11 protein-coding genes are annotated in these 16,542 nt (G+C 71.4%); 3 read left to right on the top strand and 8 right to left on the bottom strand.

From position 1 onward, the window contains the following. Window position 1: 1 nt before the first annotated feature. On the top strand, window positions 2–1,207 hold the full coding sequence (gene mltB / locus VO99_RS19405; protein WP_083440753.1) for a lytic murein transglycosylase B: 1,206 nt from the start codon (window positions 2–4) through the stop codon (window positions 1,205–1,207). A 133-nt stretch (window positions 1,208–1,340) separates the two neighbouring features. Here the strand turns inward: mltB and VO99_RS19410 are convergent, their stop codons facing one another. The 6 genes from VO99_RS19410 to VO99_RS19435 form a co-directional block, all read right to left on the bottom strand. Then, window positions 1,341–2,297, bottom strand: a complete 957-nt coding sequence (locus tag VO99_RS19410) for an alpha-E domain-containing protein (RefSeq protein ID WP_046114558.1) — start codon at window positions 2,295–2,297, stop codon at window positions 1,341–1,343. Between the two features lie 22 nt (window positions 2,298–2,319). Further along, window positions 2,320–3,756 carry a circularly permuted type 2 ATP-grasp protein gene (locus VO99_RS19415; protein ID WP_046114559.1) on the bottom strand — a complete coding sequence of 479 codons (1,437 nt, stop codon included), beginning with the start codon at window positions 3,754–3,756 and terminating at the stop codon, window positions 2,320–2,322. 64 nt (window positions 3,757–3,820) lie between these two features. Next, complete coding sequence (locus VO99_RS19420; protein WP_046114607.1) at window positions 3,821–4,792, bottom strand: transglutaminase family protein; 972 nt, start codon at window positions 4,790–4,792, stop codon at window positions 3,821–3,823. A gap of 13 nt (window positions 4,793–4,805) precedes the next feature. After that, a complete protein-coding gene (locus tag VO99_RS19425) occupies window positions 4,806–7,376 on the bottom strand; it encodes a circularly permuted type 2 ATP-grasp protein (RefSeq protein WP_232315425.1) in 2,571 nt (856 codons plus the stop codon). A gap of 33 nt (window positions 7,377–7,409) precedes the next feature. Then, window positions 7,410–10,916 (bottom strand): transglutaminase family protein, encoded by a 3,507-nt coding sequence (locus tag VO99_RS19430; protein ID WP_046114560.1) that lies wholly within the window; start codon window positions 10,914–10,916, stop codon window positions 7,410–7,412. A gap of 48 nt (window positions 10,917–10,964) precedes the next feature. Then, window positions 10,965–13,469 carry a DNA internalization-related competence protein ComEC/Rec2 gene (locus VO99_RS19435; RefSeq protein WP_046114561.1) on the bottom strand — a complete coding sequence of 835 codons (2,505 nt, stop codon included), beginning with the start codon at window positions 13,467–13,469 and terminating at the stop codon, window positions 10,965–10,967. An 84-nt stretch (window positions 13,470–13,553) separates the two neighbouring features. On the opposite strand from VO99_RS19435, the gene VO99_RS19440 reads away from it, so the two are divergent. Then, window positions 13,554–14,021, top strand: coding sequence for a RidA family protein (locus VO99_RS19440; protein ID WP_046114562.1), 468 nt, complete (start codon window positions 13,554–13,556; stop codon window positions 14,019–14,021). A gap of 5 nt (window positions 14,022–14,026) precedes the next feature. After that, window positions 14,027–14,506: a disulfide bond formation protein B gene (locus tag VO99_RS19445; RefSeq protein WP_232315426.1), complete on the top strand. Its 480-nt coding sequence runs from the start codon at window positions 14,027–14,029 to the stop codon at window positions 14,504–14,506. A 16-nt stretch (window positions 14,507–14,522) separates the two neighbouring features. Here the strand turns inward: VO99_RS19445 and VO99_RS19450 are convergent, their stop codons facing one another. Together VO99_RS19450 and VO99_RS19455 are read right to left on the bottom strand one after the other, a co-directional pair. Beyond that, the gene (locus VO99_RS19450; protein ID WP_046114563.1) at window positions 14,523–15,221 is read right to left on the bottom strand and encodes a M48 family metalloprotease; all 699 of its coding nucleotides are present in this window, start codon (window positions 15,219–15,221) and stop codon (window positions 14,523–14,525) included. Between the two features lie 122 nt (window positions 15,222–15,343). Further along, on the bottom strand, window positions 15,344–16,510 hold the full coding sequence (locus VO99_RS19455; protein WP_046114564.1) for an MFS transporter: 1,167 nt from the start codon (window positions 16,508–16,510) through the stop codon (window positions 15,344–15,346). Between the last annotated feature and the right edge of the window lie 32 nt (window positions 16,511–16,542).

Consider the following 16,542-nt stretch of genomic DNA (forward strand, 5'->3'; position numbering starts at 1 on the left):
GATGACCTTGCCTTGCTCGCCGGCCGCCCTGCCGGCCTCCTTCATCGCGCCGCTGCCGGAGACCCTGCGGGCTGCCGGCCTGGCGCTCGCCACGTTCTTCGCCCTTGCACTGCAGGTGCCGGCGGCTTCCGCCCAGCCGGTCGACAAGTCCGCCGCGCGCCAGGCCGCCAAGCCATCCTCCAAGCCGTCCGCCAAGCCCGCCGAGCGCAGGAAGGCCACCGCCACGCGCGCCGACGACGCGCCGGACGTGGTGACCTACGGCCGCCGCGACGACGTGATGGCATTCGCCGACGAGCTGGCCCAGCGCCACGGCCTGGACGCCGCCTGGGTGCGCCAGCAGCTGGCGCAGGCGCGTTACCTGCCGTCGGTGGCGCGGCTCATCATGCCGCCGCCGGCGGGAACGGCCAAGAACTGGGCCGCCTACCGCGCCCGCTTCATCGAGCCCACGCGCATCAACGCCGGCCTGCGCTTCTGGCAGCAGCATGAAGCCGCCCTGGCGCGCGCCGAGGCCGAGTACGGTGTGCCGGCGCAGATCGTGGTGGGCATCATCGGCGTGGAGACGCTGTACGGCCGCATGACCGGCAACTTCCGCGTGCTGGACGCGCTGGCCACGCTGGCCTTCGACTTCCCGACCGGCCGCAAGGACCGCACGCCCTTCTTCCGCGGCGAGCTGGAGGAACTGCTGCGCTGGTGCGCCGGCGGCACCGGCTGCGACCCGCAAACCGTGCGCGGCTCCTATGCCGGTGCCATCGGCCTGCCGCAGTTCATGCCCGGCAGCATCAACCGCCATGCGGTGGACTTCGATGGCGACGGCCGCATCGACCTGCTGAACAGCCCGGTCGATGCCATCGGCAGCGTGGCCCACTACCTGGCCAACCACGGCTGGCAGCGCGGCATGCCCACGCACTATGAAGTGGCCGTGCCCACCGACACCACCCAGCGCGCCACGCTGCTGGCACCCGACATCACGCCCAGCTTCACGCCGGCCCAGATGGCCGACCTGGGCGCCCTGCTCGGCGAAGACGCCCAACGCCACGACGGCCCGCTGGCCCTGGTCGAGCTGCAGAACGGCGAAGCTGCCCCCAGCTACGTTGCCGGCACCGCCAACTTCTACGCCGTGACCCGCTACAACTGGTCCAGCTACTACGCGCTGGCCGTCATCGACCTGGGCGCGGCAGTCAACGCCGCCCGCCTCGCCGCCCGATAACCCCAGCCCAGCGCCACCACTGCGGCAAGCGCAGCGAAGCCGCGCCCTCAAGCCACCCGCCGCGGGACCGGCTCCGCCGGCCCGCCAGCGGGGCGGCCCCCTCGGGGGGTAGCGAGCGCAGCGAGCTTGGGGGCTATTGAACCGGAACCAGGAAGTCCCGGCTGATCCCCACGCCCAGGTCACCCACGCGGTCCAGGAACTGCGTCAGGTAGGCATGCAGCCCGGTGGCCAGGATCTCGTCGATCCGGCCGTACATCAGGTCGGCGCGGATGCGGCCGGCGCGGCGCAGGGTCTCGCGGCTCTGGTCGTTGGCCACCATCTGCAGGTTGCACACCACCTCGTTCAGGCAGGCCACCAGCGAACGCGGCATGTCCTCGCGCAGGATCAGCAGCTCGGCCACCTTCTCGGGGCGGATCACGTTGCGGTAGACCTTGCGGTAGACCTCGAAGCCCGAGACCGAACGCAGCACCGCGCTCCAGTGATAGAAGTCCACCTCCTGCGCCTCCTTGGCATTGCTGCCGAAGAAGTCGCCTGCCAGCGACTGGAACTTCACGTCCAGCAGCCGGGCGGTGTTGTCCGAGCGTTCCAGGAAGGTGCCGATGCGCAGGAAGTGCAGCGCCTCGTCCTGCAGCATGGTGCCCACCGTCACGCCGCGGCTCAGGTGCGAGCGGAACTTCACCCACTCGAACAGCGCGCTCGGGTCGCGGTGGAAGTCGGTGCTCTTGATCATGCGGTTGAACTCGAGCCAGGTCTGGTTCTGCGTCTCCCACACCTCGGTCGTCAGCGCGCCGCGCACCGCACGCGCGTTCTCGCGCGCCGCGCGCAGGCAGCTGGCGATGCTGGAGAAGTTGGACTCGTCGCGCACCATGAAGTCCATGACGCTCTTGGCGCTGAAGTCCTCGTACTTCTCGCGGAAGCCCCAGGTCAGCTCGCTGATGCTGAGCAGGCCGCGCCAGCCTTGCTCGGCCTCTTCGGCCGATTGCGGCAGCAGCGAGGTCTGGTAGTTGACGTCCAGCATGCGCGCGGTGTTTTCCGCACGCTCCATGTAGCGGGCCATCCAGTAGAGGTGGTCGGCGGTTCTCGAAAGCATCGTTGTTCTCCTGTCTCTTCTCTCAGGCTTCCAGCACCCAGGTGTCCTTCGTACCGCCCCCTTGCGAAGAATTGACCACGAGCGAGCCTTCCTTCAGCGCCACGCGGGTGAGCCCGCCTGGCACCATCTGCACCGTCTTGCCCGACAGCACGAACGGCCGCAGGTCGATGTGCCGCGGCGCGATGCCCGATTCGACAAACGTCGGGCAGCTCGATAGCGACAGCGTCGGCTGCGCGATGTAGTTGCTGGGGTTTCCCTGCACCACCTTGCGGAACTCCGCAATCTCGGCCTGCGTCGCGGCCGGGCCGATCAACATGCCGTAGCCGCCGGCGCCGTGCACTTCCTTGACCACCAGCTCATGCATGTGGTCCAGCATGTACTTCAGGCCCTCCGTCCCGCGGCCCAGGTAGGTGGGCACGTTCTGCAGGATGGGCTTTTCGCCGAGGTAGAACTCGATCATCTTCGGCACGTACGGATAGATGGACTTGTCGTCCGCCACGCCGGTGCCGATGGCATTGCACAAGGTGATGTTGCCGCTGCGGTAGACGTCCAGCAGGCCTGCGCAGCCCAGCGTGGAGTCGGCGCGGAAGGCCTTGGGATCGAGGAAGTCGTCGTCCACGCGGCGGTAGATCACGTCCACCCGCTTCGGGCCCTGGGTGGTGCGCATGAAGACGAAGTTGTCGTCGACGAACAGGTCCTTGCCTTCCACCAGTTCCACGCCCATCTGCTGGGCCAGGAAGGCATGCTCGAAGTAGGCGCTGTTGTACATGCCGGGCGACAGCACCACCACCACCGGCTCGTTCACCGCCGAAGGCGATACCGCGCGCAGCGTCTCCAGCAGCAGGTCGGGGTAGTGCGCCACCGGCGCCACGCGGTGCTGGCTGAACAGCTCGGGGAACAGCCGCATCATCATCTTGCGGTTCTCGAGCATGTAGCTCACGCCGCTGGGTACGCGCAGGTTGTCCTCCAGCACGTAATACGTGCCGCTGCCATCGGCATTGCCGGCACGCACGATGTCGATGCCGGAGATGTGCGAATAGACGTTGCCCGGCAGGTTGACGCCCATCATCTCGGGACGGAACTGCGCGTTGTTGATCACCTGCTCGCGCGGCACGATGCCGGCCTTGATGATCTCCTGGTCGTGGTAGACGTCGTACAGGAAGCGGTTGAGCGCATTGACGCGCTGGCGCAGGCCCTTCTCCATCTCGCGCCATTCGCCGCTGGGAATCACGCGCGGGATCAGGTCGAAGGGAATCAGCCGCTCGGTCCCCGAGCCGTCCTCGTCCTTGGCGCCATACACCGCGAAGGTGATGCCCACGCGGCGGAAGATCACTTCCGCCTCTTCGCGGCGCGAACGCATCACGTCGCTGGGTTGTTGCTTGAGCCAGTTCTGATAGGTGCGGTAGTGCTCGCGGACCTCGCTGGCGTTGACCTGCATTTCGTCGTAGGCCGTTTTCATTGGATCTCCTCTTTACCGGACCTTTAGCAACTTCCAGGCCCAAACCGCCCCAATTCGGGGCACTTCAAACCACCCGTTCCGTCTTGACGCCGACCTCCAGCGCATGGTCGCCGCCACCCCGAATCACACCGCGCAACGGCGTCACGTCGCCGAAGTCGCGGCCATAGGCCAGCCGCACGTGATCGGTGGCCGGCAGCATGTCGTTGGTCGGGTCCAGCTCCAGCCAGAAGCCGCCCTCTTCCATCGGGCACCACACCGAGACCCAGGCATGCGAGGCATCGGCGCCGATGAAGTGCGGCGCACCCACGGCCGCGCTGGCCACCGAGGCCTCGCCGTCGGCCTGCTCGTCGGCCGGCGTGGGCGGCGTGGTCAGCAGGTAGCCGCTGACGTAGCGCGCGGCCAGGCCATGCATGCGCAGCGCGCCGATCATCAGGTGCGCGAAGTCCTGGCACACGCCGCGGCGTTCTTCCAGCACCGTGGCCAGCGGCGTGTCGATGGAGGTGCTGGCCGTCTGGTAGCTGAAGTCGGCGTGGATGCGGTGCATCAGGTCGACCGCGCACAGGCCGATGGGCCGGCCCGCCACGAGCGAGGCGTCCGCATAGTCGGCCAGCGCTGGCAGCCGCGGCACATAGGGCGAGGCCACTGCGAATTCGACGGCCGGCTCGTACGGCACCCGCGCGGCATAACGCAGCCGCGCGGCCACCTCTTCCCAGGGCCGGGTGCCGGGCAGCAGCGCCTCATGCCCCCGAGGCACGGCACGCACGCGGCTGCGGGCCCACACCTCCAGCCGGCGGTGCGCACCACTGACGGTGAAGAAGGTGCGGGTGTTGCCATAGCGGTCGCGGCCGGTGCTGTGGTGCAGCGGCTCGGGCTCCACGCCCATCTCGAAGGCTTCCACCGACTGGAAGGCATCCTCGATGGGCCGCAGGAAGGCCTCGTGCTGCGCCAGGTCCACCGGCGCGGCGTAGTGGTAGCGGGTGACGTGCTCCACCTGCAGCGCGGCGCCGCGGGTGGTGGCGGCGGATGTCGGGGTCATGGCGTCCATGGGATCACACGCGCTGCAGCCGGTCACCGCCTTCGGCATGCGCGAAGTAGCGCTGGCCGACGTCGTCGGACAAGCGGGCGCCGGCGTCCTGCAGCCGGCGGGCGAGCACGCAGAGCTGCAGCCGCAGGGCTTCGTCGTCCAGGTCGCGCAGCTCGTCCAGCGTGATGCCGGCGCCCTCGACCGGCAGCCGCTCGCGCAGCGCATCCAGCATGCTGGCGGTGCCGGGCAGCTTGCCCAGCTCGGTGCGCAGCCGGCGCAGGGTGCCGGCAAAGGCACGCGGGTTGGCATCGTCCAGCACCAACAGGTCGACCAGGGCCAGCAGGTCTTCATGCCGCTGGTAACGCGAGCGGAAGGTGAGCGTGCTGTCGAACAGCTCCAGCACCAGGTCGACGCCGGCGGCGCTCTTCAGCGCGTCCAGCTCCAGCAGCGTGTGCAGCGTGTGGGCCATGCCCACCAGGCGTTCGATCAGGCGGCCGACGGTGAGCAGCCGCCAGCCGTGGTCGCGGGTCATGCGGTCGGTCTGCGCGCCGGTGACGGCCGCCAGTTGCAGGCCGAGCCGGTCCAGCGCCGGCATGGCCAGGGAGACCGTGGGCAGCGCGGCGTCCAGGCCGGCGAAGGTGGCATTGAATTCCTCTGCCATGCGGCGCACCAGGTTCACCTGCTCGGGCGACAGGCGGTCGCGCAGCGCGCTGGCGGCGTATTCCAGCGCGCCGAGGTGGCCGGCCACGCTGGTGACCGGCGCCCGCGGCTGGCCGGCGGCCGGCTTGCGCGCGCCGGAGGCCAGGGCGGCCAGCACGTTGCGTTCGAACAGCTGCGGCGCGCGCGAGGCGCTGGGCGTGCCGTAGGCCGCCAGGCCGTTGAACACCGCCAGCGTGCACAGCGCATCCAGCACCGGCGGCGGCGGGTCGCCATCGGCGTCGATCATGTTCAGCAGCGCCCGCGCCAGGCGCACCGCCTGCTCGGTGCGCTCGGTGTAGCGGCCCAGCCAGAACAGGTTCTCGGCGGTGCGGCTGGACACCGGCCGGCGGCGGGTGGCGATGTCGTCCACCCGCAGCCGCTGCGGCAGCATCGAGAAGGTGTCCACCGGGCCATCGGTCATCACCCAGGTGTCGAGGCTGGAGCCGCCATGCTGCATCGACACCGACAGGGGCGAGCGGGTGGCCACGCGGGTCATGCCGCCGGGCAGCACATGCCAGCGGCGCTCGGTGTCGGCGATGGCATAGACCCGCAGCATGGCCGCGCCGGCCGTGGCCGCGCCACTGCGCCACATCGGCGTGCGCGACAGCATCAGCCGGCCCTGGGCCATCCAGGCATCGGGGTCGCCCTGGATGCGGCGCACCCAGTCGGCCACGCCTGCCTCGCCGGGTACGGTGGCGCGGCGGCGGCCGGGGTCGGGGAAGGCCGGGCGCACCACCCGCTCGGCCAGCGTGGGCAGCACCGCGCGGAAGGCGGCTTGCTCGCCGCACCACCAGGAAGGCAGCGACGGCAGCAGCAGTTCCTCGCCCAGCAGCCGGCGCGAGATGGCGGGCAGGAAGCCCTGCACCGCGGGCGACTCGAGGAAGCCGCTGCCCAGCGCATTGGCCACCACCACGTTGCCGGCGCGCACGGCCTGCAGCAGACCGGGGATGCCCAGCGTGGAATCGGGGCGCAGCTCCAGCGGGTCGCAGTAGTCGTCGTCCAGCCGGCGCAGCAGGCCGTGCACCGGCTCCAGGCCGGCCACGGTGCGCAGGTACACCCGGTCGGCACGCACCGTGAGGTCGCCGCCTTCGACCAGCGGCACGCCCAGGTAGCGCGCCAGGTAGGCATGCTCGAAGTAGGTCTCGTTGTAGGGGCCCGAGGTGAGCAGCACCACGCGCGGCGTGCCGCCGGCCACCAGCCGCGCCTGCGACTCCACCGTGTCCAGCAGCCGGCGGTAGCTGGAGGCGATGTGCTGCACCCGCATCTCGCGGAAGGCCTCGGGGAACAGCCGCGAGATGATGAGCCGGTTGTGCAGCACGTAGCCCAGGCCCGACGGGCCCTGCGTGCGCTGCGAGATCACCCACCAGTCGCCTTCCGCATCACGCGCCAGGTCGAAGGCGGCGATGTGCAGGTGCAGGCCACCCGGCGGCCGCACGCCATGCAGCGGCCGCAGGTAGCCCGGGTGGCGGTACAGCAGCGCCGGCGGCAGCAGCGACTCGGCCAGCAGCTCCTGCTCGCCGTACACGTCGGCCATCATGGTGTCGAGCAGGCGGGCCCGCTGCGACACGCCGCGCTCGATGGCCGCCCAGTCGGACGGCTCGATCAGCATCGGCATCAGCTCGAGCGACCAGGGCCGCGCGGCCGTGCCCTCCGCGCTGTGGATGTTGTGGGTGACGCCATCCACCTTGATCTGCTGCGCGATCAGCTCCAGGCGGCGGTCGAAGTCGGCCGGGGTTTCCTGGGCCGGCAGCCACTGGAAGAAACGCTGCCAGGCCGGACGCAGCCGGCCTTCGGCATCACGCAATTCGTCGTAGCTGTCGGGGTCGGGCAGGTCCAGCTGTGCCAGCAGCCCCAGCGGTGGCGTCGGGGCGGGATCGGAGGGCAACTGGTGGCTCACACTTTTATCAATTCACGGCACAAGCCCGCGACGTTACCCCAGGCGCAGGTCGAGCGTGAATGGGAATTCCCGGCTGGGTTGGACCGGCACCACCTGCATCGTGCCGGGCGTGTGCCCGTTGGAGAAGAAACGCGCCAGCCGGCGGCTCTCGGCCTCGTAGGCGTTGATCGGGAAGGTGTCGTAATTGCGCCCGCCCGGATGCGCCACGTGGTAGCGGCAGCCGCCGATGGATCGGCTGAGCCAGTTGTCCACGATGTCGAAGGTGAGCGGTGCATGCACGCCGATGGTGGGATGCAGCGCCGAAGGCGGCGCCCAGGCGCGGTAGCGCACGCCGCAGACGAACTCGCCGATGCGGCCGGTGGGCTGCAGCGGGATCGCCTGGCCGTTGGCGGTGATCACGTGGCGGTTGTCGTTCAGGCCGGTGACCTTGACCTCCAGCCGCTCCAGCGATGAATCGACATAGCGCACCGTGCCGCCGATGGCGCCCTCCTCGCCCATCACGTGCCAGGGCTCCAGCGCGTTGCGCAGCGTGAGCTCGATGCCCTGCGTGGCCACATGGCCCACCAGCGGGAAGCGGAACTCCAGGTGCGGCGCGAACCACTGCGCATCGAAGGCGTAGCCGGCATGGTTCAGCTCGGCGATCACGTCGTCGAAGTCCATCTTGACGAAGGTGGGCAGCAGGAAGCGGTCGTGCAGCCCGGTGCCCCAGCGCGTGAGCCGCGTGGCGCCGTTGCCCTTGTAGGGCTTCTTCCAGAACCACGACAGCAGCGCGCGCAGCAGCAGCTGCTGCACCAGGCTCATGCGGGCATGCGGCGGCATCTCGAAGGCGCGCAGCTCCAGCAGGCCCAGGCGGCCGGTGGGGCCGTCGGGCGAGTAGAGCTTGTCGATGCAGAACTCCGACCGGTGGGTGTTGCCGGTGACATCGATCAGCACGTTGCGCAGCATGCGGTCGATCAGCCACGGCGGGCACTGGCCGTACAGGCCGATCTGCCGCTCGATCTCCTTCATGGCGATCTCGGCCTCGTAGACCTGGTCGTCGCGTGCCTCGTCGATGCGCGGCGACTGGCTGGTGGGGCCGACGAACATGCCGGAGAACAGGTAGCTCAGGCTCGGATGGTTGTGCCAGAAGGTCAGCAGGCTGGGCAGCAGGTCGGGCCGGCGCAGGAAGGGGCTGTCGGCCGGCGTGGCGCCACCCAGCACGAAGTGATTGCCGCCGCCGGTGCCGGTGTGGCGGCCATCGACCATGAACTTCTCGGTCGACAGGCGCGACTCGTGCGCCGCCTGGTACAGGAACTCGGTGTGGTCGACCAGCTCGTTCCAGTCCTTGGCCGGATGGATGTTGACCTCGATCACGCCGGGGTCGGGCGTGACCTGCAGCAGCTTCAGGCGCGGGTCGCGCGGCGGCGGGTAGCCTTCCAGCACGAGCTTGACGCGCAGCTCGGCGGCGGTGGCTTCCACCGCGGCCAGCAGCTCCAGGTAGTCCTCCAGCGAGGCCAGCGGCGGCATGAAGACATAGAGCACGCCGCTCCTGTGCTTGGCCAGCGCCTCGGCCTTGGGGCCGTTGGCGCGCATCGGGTCGCGCACTTCCACGCACAGGCCGGTGCGGGTGATCCAGCCGGCCGATTCGAAGCGTTGCGGATAGCGGGCGTCGGCCGCGGCCGGCGCCTGCAGCGCGGCGGCGCCAGGGCCTTCGCCGGCCTGGCTGGCCACGCCCGCACTGCCGGCGGCTTCGCCGAACGCGGGCTGCCCGGCTCGGTAGCCCTGCACCGGCGCCGACATGCCACCCACCGCGGTGACGCCGGGCGCGCTCACCGGGTACTGCGCCCGCAGGGCCGCGGCAGCCGGCAGCGGCGCCCGTGGCGCGAACGGGTCCTGCTCGATCAGGAAGGGATAGTCGCTCTCCTTCACCCAGGGCAGCGAATCCAGCGGCAGCCGGTAGCCCATCGGCGAATCGCCGGGCACGAGGTACATGCGCTCGTCCCGGAAGAACCACGGGCCGGTGACCCAGCGCGGGCCGCCCACGGCCGGCGACTCGTTGGGCTTGAGCGGCAGCAGGTAGCCCACCACGCTTTCCAGGCCCTGGTCGAACACGCGGCGCAGGCGGGCCCGCTCCAGCTCGTCGCCCAGGCGCGAATCGAAGGGATCGACGTTGACCGGCAGGCGGCGCTCACGCCAGAGGTAGTACCAGGTGTCCTCGTAGCCGGGCTGCACCCACTTGTCCTCCACGCCCAGCTTGCGGCTGAGCGTGCGCACGAAGCGGTTGGCGTCCTCGCTGGTGTAGTGGTGCTGCTCGCGTTCGTCGGCGAACAGCGAGGGATCGTTCCAGGCGGGCTGGCCGTCGGCCCGCCAGCAGATGGACAGTGCCCAGCGCGGCAGCTGTTCGCCGGGATACCACTTGCCCTGGCCGAAATGCAGGAAGCCGCCGGCGCCGTAGCGGTCGCGCAGCTTGTGGGTCAGGCCCTGCGCCAGGCCGCGCTTGGTGGGCCCCAGCGCATCGGTGTTCCATTCGGCGCCGTCGCGGTCGTCGACCGACACGAAGGTGGGCTCGCCGCCCATGGTCAGCCGCACATCGTCGGCCATCAGCTGCTCGTCCACCTGGTGGCCCAGGGCCAGCACCTGCTGCCACTGGTCCTCGGTGTAGGGCATGGTCACGCGCGGCGACTCGTAGATGCGCGTGATCTGCATGTGGTGCTCGAAGGTCACCTCGCTCTCGTCCACCGCGCCTTCCACCGGCGCGGCGCTGGAGGGCTCGGGCGTGCAGGCCACCGGGATGTGGCCTTCGCCGGCCATCAGGCCCGAGGTGGGATCGAGGCCGATCCAGCCGGCGCCGGGCAGGAACACCTCGCACCACGCATGCAGGTCGGTGAAGTCGACCTCGGTGCCGCTGGGGCCGTCGAGCGACTTGACGTCGGGCTTGAGCTGGATCAGGTAGCCGGAGACGAAGCGCGCGGCCAGGCCCATGTGGCGCAGCACCTGCACCAGCAGCCAGCCGGTGTCGCGGCAGGAGCCGCTGGCATTGGCCAGTGTCTCTTCCGGCGTCTGCACGCCGGGCTCCAGGCGCACCAGGTAGCGGATGTCCTTCTGCAGGCGCTGGTTGATGCCCACCAGGAAGTCGATGGTGCGCTGCTCGGTGCGCGGGATGCTGTCCACCAGGGCCTGGAAGCGCGGCGTCAGCTCGCACTTCGACAGGTAGGGCGCGAGGTCATGCTCCAGGCCTTCGGCGTACTTGAACGGAAAGTTCTCGGCCTCGGGCTCCAGGAAGAAGTCGAACGGGTTGTAGACCGCCATCTCGGCCACGAGATCGACGGTGATGCAGAACTCGGTGGTCTTCTCGGGGAAGACCAGGCGCGCGAGGTAGTTGGAGAACGGATCCTGCTGCCAGTTGATGAAGTGCTGGGCCGGCTCCACGCGCAGGGAATAGCTCAGGATCGGCGTGCGGCAGTGCGGTGCCGGGCGGAGACGGACGACCTGGGGCGACAGGCCGACACGGCGGTCGTAGCGGTAGCGCGTGACGTGGTTGAGTGCGACGTGAATGGCCACGAACGATTCCTTTGATCTGACTTCGGGTGCGTTGCAACTTCCACGCCATCAACGCGATGGCGTGGACCGACGCCAATACTGCGGAGAACTCTGGCGTTCGCAGGTCATGGCGCCCTCACGCCATGCCCAAGCGCCGCAAGTATCGCTGCGCGTCACCTGCACGCCCCGGGCGGTGTAGCGCGCCAGCACCGCGTCATGCGGATGGCCATGGCGGTTGAGGTGGCCGGCCTGCACCACCGCCACCCGAGGCGCCACCGCATCGAGGAAGGCCGGCGTGGACGAGGTGCGGCTGCCGTGGTGCGGCACCAGCAGCACGTCGCTGCGCAGCGCGGCGGCCTGCGTGGCCACCAGCTGCGCTTCCTCGGCGGCTTCGATGTCGCCGGCCAGCAGCAGGCTGCGGCCTTGCGCGTCCTCCACCCGCAGCACGCAGCTGCGTGCGTTCGGGCGGGCTGGCAACGGCGCTGGCGGCGGGGGCGGATGCAGCAGCTCGAAGCGCACGCCGTCCCACTGCCAGCGCTGGCCCGCGGCGCAGCGCGCATGCGGCTGCGGACCGTCACGCAGCGCATGGCCTTCATCCAGTGAGCTGAGCAGCCGGTCTACCGGCATGGCGGCCCGCAGCGAGGCGGCGCCGCCGACGTGGTCGCTGTCGCGGTGGCTGAGCACCAGCAGGTGGATGCGCCGCTCGCCGCGGGCGCGCAGCAAGGGCAGCAGCACGCGGCCGCCGGCATCGGCGCCGGGGCCGTAGGTGGGGCCGGTGTCGTACAGCAGCAGGTGATGCCGCGTGCGCACGAGCACCGCACTGCCCTGGCCCACGTCGGCGGCCAGCGCCTCGAAGCGGCCTTCGGCGGGCCGCGGCACCGCCGGCCACAGCAGTGGCAGCAGCAGCGCCAGGCCCAGCAGGCGCAGCCGCAGGGGCAGCACCGGCAGCAGCAGCAAGCCACCCAGCAGGCCCGCCGCCCGCGCCCAGGCCGGGGCCACGGCGGCAATGAAGACGCCATCCGGGCCGTGCGGCAGGTGCCCCAGGCCGGCGATGAGCAGCTGCAGCACGGCCGCGCCCGCGTCCCACAGCGGCGGCCACAGCAGGCCCAGCAGGGCCAGCGGCGTGATGAGCAGCGTGACCACCGGAATGGCCACCAGGTTGGCGACGAAGCCCACCAGCGACAGCTGCTGGAAAAACACCAGCGTGAGCGGCGCCAGCCCCAGCGTGGCCACCGCCTGGGTGTGCAGCAGCTGGCGGGTGGCCTGCAGCAGGCGCCGCCAGGCGGACGCGGGTGGCGGGCGCTCGAGCCCGGTGTCGATGTCCGCAGCGGCGGCCGGATCGCTGGCGGACTCGCGGTCGGCATGGGCACGTGCCGGCGCGTCACCGCCCAGCATCAGCAGGCCCACCGCCACGAAGGACAGCCAGAAGCCCGGCTGCAGCAGGGCCCAGGGATCGGCCACCGACACCACCGCAGCCGCGGCCAGCAGCACCAGCAGCGGCGGCCAGCGCAGGCGGCCGCTGGCCAGCAGCGCGGCGGTGGCCAGCATCCACACCGTGCGCTGGGCGGGCACGCCCCAGCCCGCGAAGGCGGCATAGGCCGCCGCGGCCAGCACGCCGCCCCAGCGGGCCGCATGGGGCATGGCGGCCAGCTGCATCAGGCGGGGGCTGCGGCGCCAGCCGGCCCCGACAAGGCCGGTGGCCAACCAGGCGAACATGGTGACGTGCAGGCCGCTGATGCTCATCAGGTGGGCCACGCCGGTGTCGCGGAACAGGGCCCAGTCGGCGGGTTCGATGGCCGCCTGGTCGCCCACCGCCAGCGCGGCCAGCACGCCGGCCGCACGGCTGTCGGGCACCTGCAGCAGCACCGCGTCCCGGGCCTCCTGGCGCCACCGGCCCAGCGCGGTGACCGGCGCGGCTTGCAGCCGCTGCGGCGCGGCGGGGCCGGCCTCGCGCACCGAGCCGGTGGCGCGGATGCGCTGCTCGAACAGCCACAGCTCGCGGTCGAAGCCATGCGGGTTGGCCAGCCCGTGCGGCGGCTTCAAGCGCAGGCTGAAGCGCCAGCGCTCGCCGGACTGCAGCCGCGTGGCCAACGCGGGCAGCGCCGGGCCGCCGTCGTCGGCGTCGTCGCGGCCGGCATACCAGCCCAGCAGCAGGCGCCGTGGCACGGCCACCGGCTCGCCGTCCAGCGTCGCGCGGTCCACCTCGAACCCGAATTGCAGGCCGCCGGCCATGCGGCGCGGCAGGCCCGTGACGGTGCCTTCAGCCACCACGTCGCGCTGCACCGCGGCCTGCGGCAAGGCCTCCGCCAACACCTGGCTGGCGCGCCAGCCGGTGGAGGCGAAGGCCAGCAGCAGCAGGCCGGTGGCCCGGCAGGCCAGGCGGGGCCAGCCACCGCCGCCGGGCGCCGATCGTGGCACCGCGGCAGCGGATGCCAGCAGCACCAGGCCGAGCGCCATGCCGGCCAGGTAGGCCTGTGGTGGCCAGAGCTGCGGCTGGGTGGTTTGCAGCAGCACGCCGCCGAGCCATGCGACTACCAGCCCGGCGAGCTTCAGGCCCGCCGCATCTCCACCCATGCGGCCAGTGTAGGCACAAGCCCCCAAAGCGGGGTGTACGATCCCGCGCTCCTGTTTCAGCCAGCTCCGAAGGACCCGTCCGTCATGTCTTCCGCGATCCACGACCGCCTGCAATCCCTTGGCATCACGCTGCCTGCCGTGGCCACGCCGGCCGCCGCCTACGTGCCTTTCGTGCAGACGGGCAACCTGGTGTTCCTGTCGGGCCACATCGCGCGCAAGGACGGCAAGCCGTGGGTGGGCAAGCTGGGCGCCACCATGACCACCGACGAAGGCAAGGCCGCCGCGCGCGCCATCGCCATCGACCTGATGGGCACGCTGCAGGCGGCGGTGGGCGACCTCTCGCGCGTGACCCGCATCGTCAAGCTGATGAGCCTGGTGAACGTGACGCCCGAGTTCACCGAGGCGCACCTGGTGACCAACGGCGCCTCGGAGCTGCTGGGCGAGGTGTTCGGCAGCCAGGTGGGCGCGCATGCACGCAGCGCCTTCGGCGTGGCGCAGATCCCGATGGGCGCCTGCGTCGAGATCGAACTGATCGCCGAAGTGGCCCAGTGAGGGAGGTGGCTTCGCCCGCCCGCCGTGCCGATGCATGGCTGGGCATGATCGCGCTGGTCTCGCTGGCCGCGGTGGCGGCGGCACTGGTGTCGCAGCATGTGTTCGACATGCAGCCCTGCCCGTGGTGCGTGCTGCAGCGGGCGATCTTCGTGGCCATCGCCATCGCCTGCGCCATCGGGCTGGTGATCCGCAACGGGCTGGGCCGCGGGCTGTCGGCGCTGCTGGTGCTGGGGCTGTCGCTGGCCGGCATGGCCGCGGCGCTGTGGCAGCACTTCGTGGCCGCGGCCACGGCGTCGTGCAACCTGACGCTGGCCGACCGCATCGTCAGCGGCCTGGGGCTGGACGGCCTGGCACCCGAGGTGTTCCAGGCCCGGGCCTCCTGCGCGGACGCCGCCGTCAAGCTGGCCGGCGTGCCCTACGAGTTCTTCAGCCTGGCGCTGTACGCCATCTTCGCGCTGGCGGCCCTGCGGCTGCTGCGGCGCTGAGGCCTCGGCGGGCCATTCAGGGCGCGGCGTTGCGCAGCCCGGCCAGCCGCCTGCGGGTGCCGGGGTGCGTGGGCGTGTCGGGCTGCACGCCGTGGCGCGCCAGGGTGGCGATGGCCACCTCGATGCCGTAGCCCATGCGGCCCAGCACCTGCATCGCATAGGCATCGGCATTCAGCTCCTGCTCGTGCGACAGCGCCGACATCTCGCGGCCCAGCAGGGCGGCCACCGGGTCGGTGCGCTGCTGCACCACCTCCGCCGGGATGTGCCGGCGGTACACCGCGCGCACCGCCGCCCAGTCGGCATGCACTGCATGGCCCAGCTCATGCGCCAGCACGAACAGGCGCTCGCCCTCCGGCCGCGCGGCCAGGTCGGCATGCACCACCAGCACCCGGCCGTGGAAGGTCTCGGCCAGCACCGGGCCGGTGACCACCTGCAGCGTGACCGGCAGGCCCCGGGCCTCCGGCGCATGGGCCAGCACCTGCTGGAAGCCCTGCTGCAGCAGCTGCAGCCGCGCATCGCCCGCGGCCACCGGCGTGAGCGCCGCCAGCCGCAGCGCCTGGGAGCGTTCCAGCACCTGGGTGATGGGCGCGCCGGCGTCGGCGGCCGGCATGCCCTCCCCGGCCGCCGCGGGCGCGGCGACCAGGCAGATGCCCACGCAGACCGCCAACAGGCCAGCGGCGGGGAAGAACGGATGGCGGAAGCGGGCGGTGGGCATGCGCAGGTCTCCGGAGGGCCGGCCCGGCGGGCGGCACGGTGGTGCGCTGCAACATGCGTACCCGCGCCCGGGTTAACCCGAAGACGCTGCCCGCACCACGGTGTGGCGGGCGGCGCCTGCGCCTAGCGTGGCAAGCGGCGTGCGCCCCAGGCCAAGACCAGCGACGCCACCACCAGCACCGCCATGCCGCCGGTGAGCGAGCTGGCATGCGCCACGCCGCCGATCAGCGGCGGGCCGGCGACGAAGCCCAGGTAACCCAGCGACGACACCGCAGCGATGCCCGCGGCCGGCGCCACGCCCGGCGCGCGGCTGGCCGCCATGAACAGGATGGGCACCACATTGGCCAGCCCGGCACCCACCACCGCTAGCGCCGGCACCGCCACCCAGGCGCTGTGCGACAGCAACGCCAGGCTCATGGCCGCCGCCGCCAGCAGCCCGCTGCCGGCCAGCAGCCGCGGCGCGCTGATGTGCGTGCGCAACCAGTCGCCGCCGAAGCGCGCCAGCGCCATGGCGCCGGCAAAGGCCGCATATCCGGCCGCGCCGACCGACTGCGTCTGCTGCAGGTCCTGGGTGATCCAGAGCACGCTCCAGTCGTAGATCGCGCCTTCGGCCACCAGGCCGGCGGCCGCCAGCAGGCCCAGCAGCACCAGCAGCGCCGTCCAGCGGCGCGGGCCGCCTTCGCCGTGCTCGGCCGGCGGATGCTCGGCCAGCATGCGCGGCGCCGCCGCCAGGATCACTCCCCAGGCCACCGCGCAGGCGCCGGCCAGCTGCCACAGCGGCGGCACCTGCGCCTTCAGCAGCAGGCCGCCCACGCCGGCGCCGCCCATCGCGCCCAGGCTCCACATGCCGTGGAAGCCACTCATCACCTTGAGGCCGCCGCGAGTTTCCAGGAGCGACCCTTCGGCATTGATGGCCACATCGAACAGCGCGGTGGCCGCGCCGAACACGCCCAGCAGCAGCAGCAGCGGCAGCATGGCCAGCGGCGCGCCCTGCCCGCTGGAGGGCAGCAGCACCGAGGCCAGCACGCCGCAGGCGGTGGTGCCGGCCAGCTGCACCACCCGCCGCGGGCCCAGCCACTGCACGATGGCCCCCGCCTTCAGCAGGCAGGCCACCGCGCCCAGGGCGGCCGCCAGCAGGGCCACCGACAGCTGCGCCTCCGACAGGCCGTAGTGCGCCTTCGCACTGGGCACGTGCGCACCCCAGCTGCCGGTAATGAAGCCGAAGGCCAGGAACTGCAGCCGGGTGGCGAGGCGGGCAGAACGCAGATCGGCGCTGAGGGTCGACGTCATTTGCACGAGTATGCACGATCAAATACATTCGT

The organism is Aquincola tertiaricarbonis (assembly GCF_000969605.1).
Taxonomy (GTDB): Bacteria; Pseudomonadota; Gammaproteobacteria; order Burkholderiales; family Burkholderiaceae_C; genus Aquincola; species Aquincola tertiaricarbonis.

Excerpts from the sequence above, each read along its gene's own strand:
- VO99_RS19415 (WP_046114559.1), bottom strand. The coding sequence starts at position 3,756 with ATGAAAACGGCCTACGACGAAATGCAGGTCAACGCCAGCGAGGTCCGC.
- VO99_RS19435 (WP_046114561.1), bottom strand. The coding sequence starts at position 13,469 with ATGGGTGGAGATGCGGCGGGCCTGAAGCTCGCCGGGCTGGTAGTCGCA.
- mltB (WP_083440753.1), top strand. The coding sequence starts at position 2 with ATGACCTTGCCTTGCTCGCCGGCCGCCCTGCCGGCCTCCTTCATCGCG.
- VO99_RS19450 (WP_046114563.1), bottom strand. The coding sequence starts at position 15,221 with ATGCCCACCGCCCGCTTCCGCCATCCGTTCTTCCCCGCCGCTGGCCTG.
- VO99_RS19440 (WP_046114562.1), top strand. The coding sequence starts at position 13,554 with ATGTCTTCCGCGATCCACGACCGCCTGCAATCCCTTGGCATCACGCTG.
- VO99_RS19410 (WP_046114558.1), bottom strand. The coding sequence starts at position 2,297 with ATGCTTTCGAGAACCGCCGACCACCTCTACTGGATGGCCCGCTACATG.
- VO99_RS19420 (WP_046114607.1), bottom strand. The coding sequence starts at position 4,792 with ATGACCCCGACATCCGCCGCCACCACCCGCGGCGCCGCGCTGCAGGTG.
- VO99_RS19455 (WP_046114564.1), bottom strand. The coding sequence starts at position 16,510 with ATGACGTCGACCCTCAGCGCCGATCTGCGTTCTGCCCGCCTCGCCACC.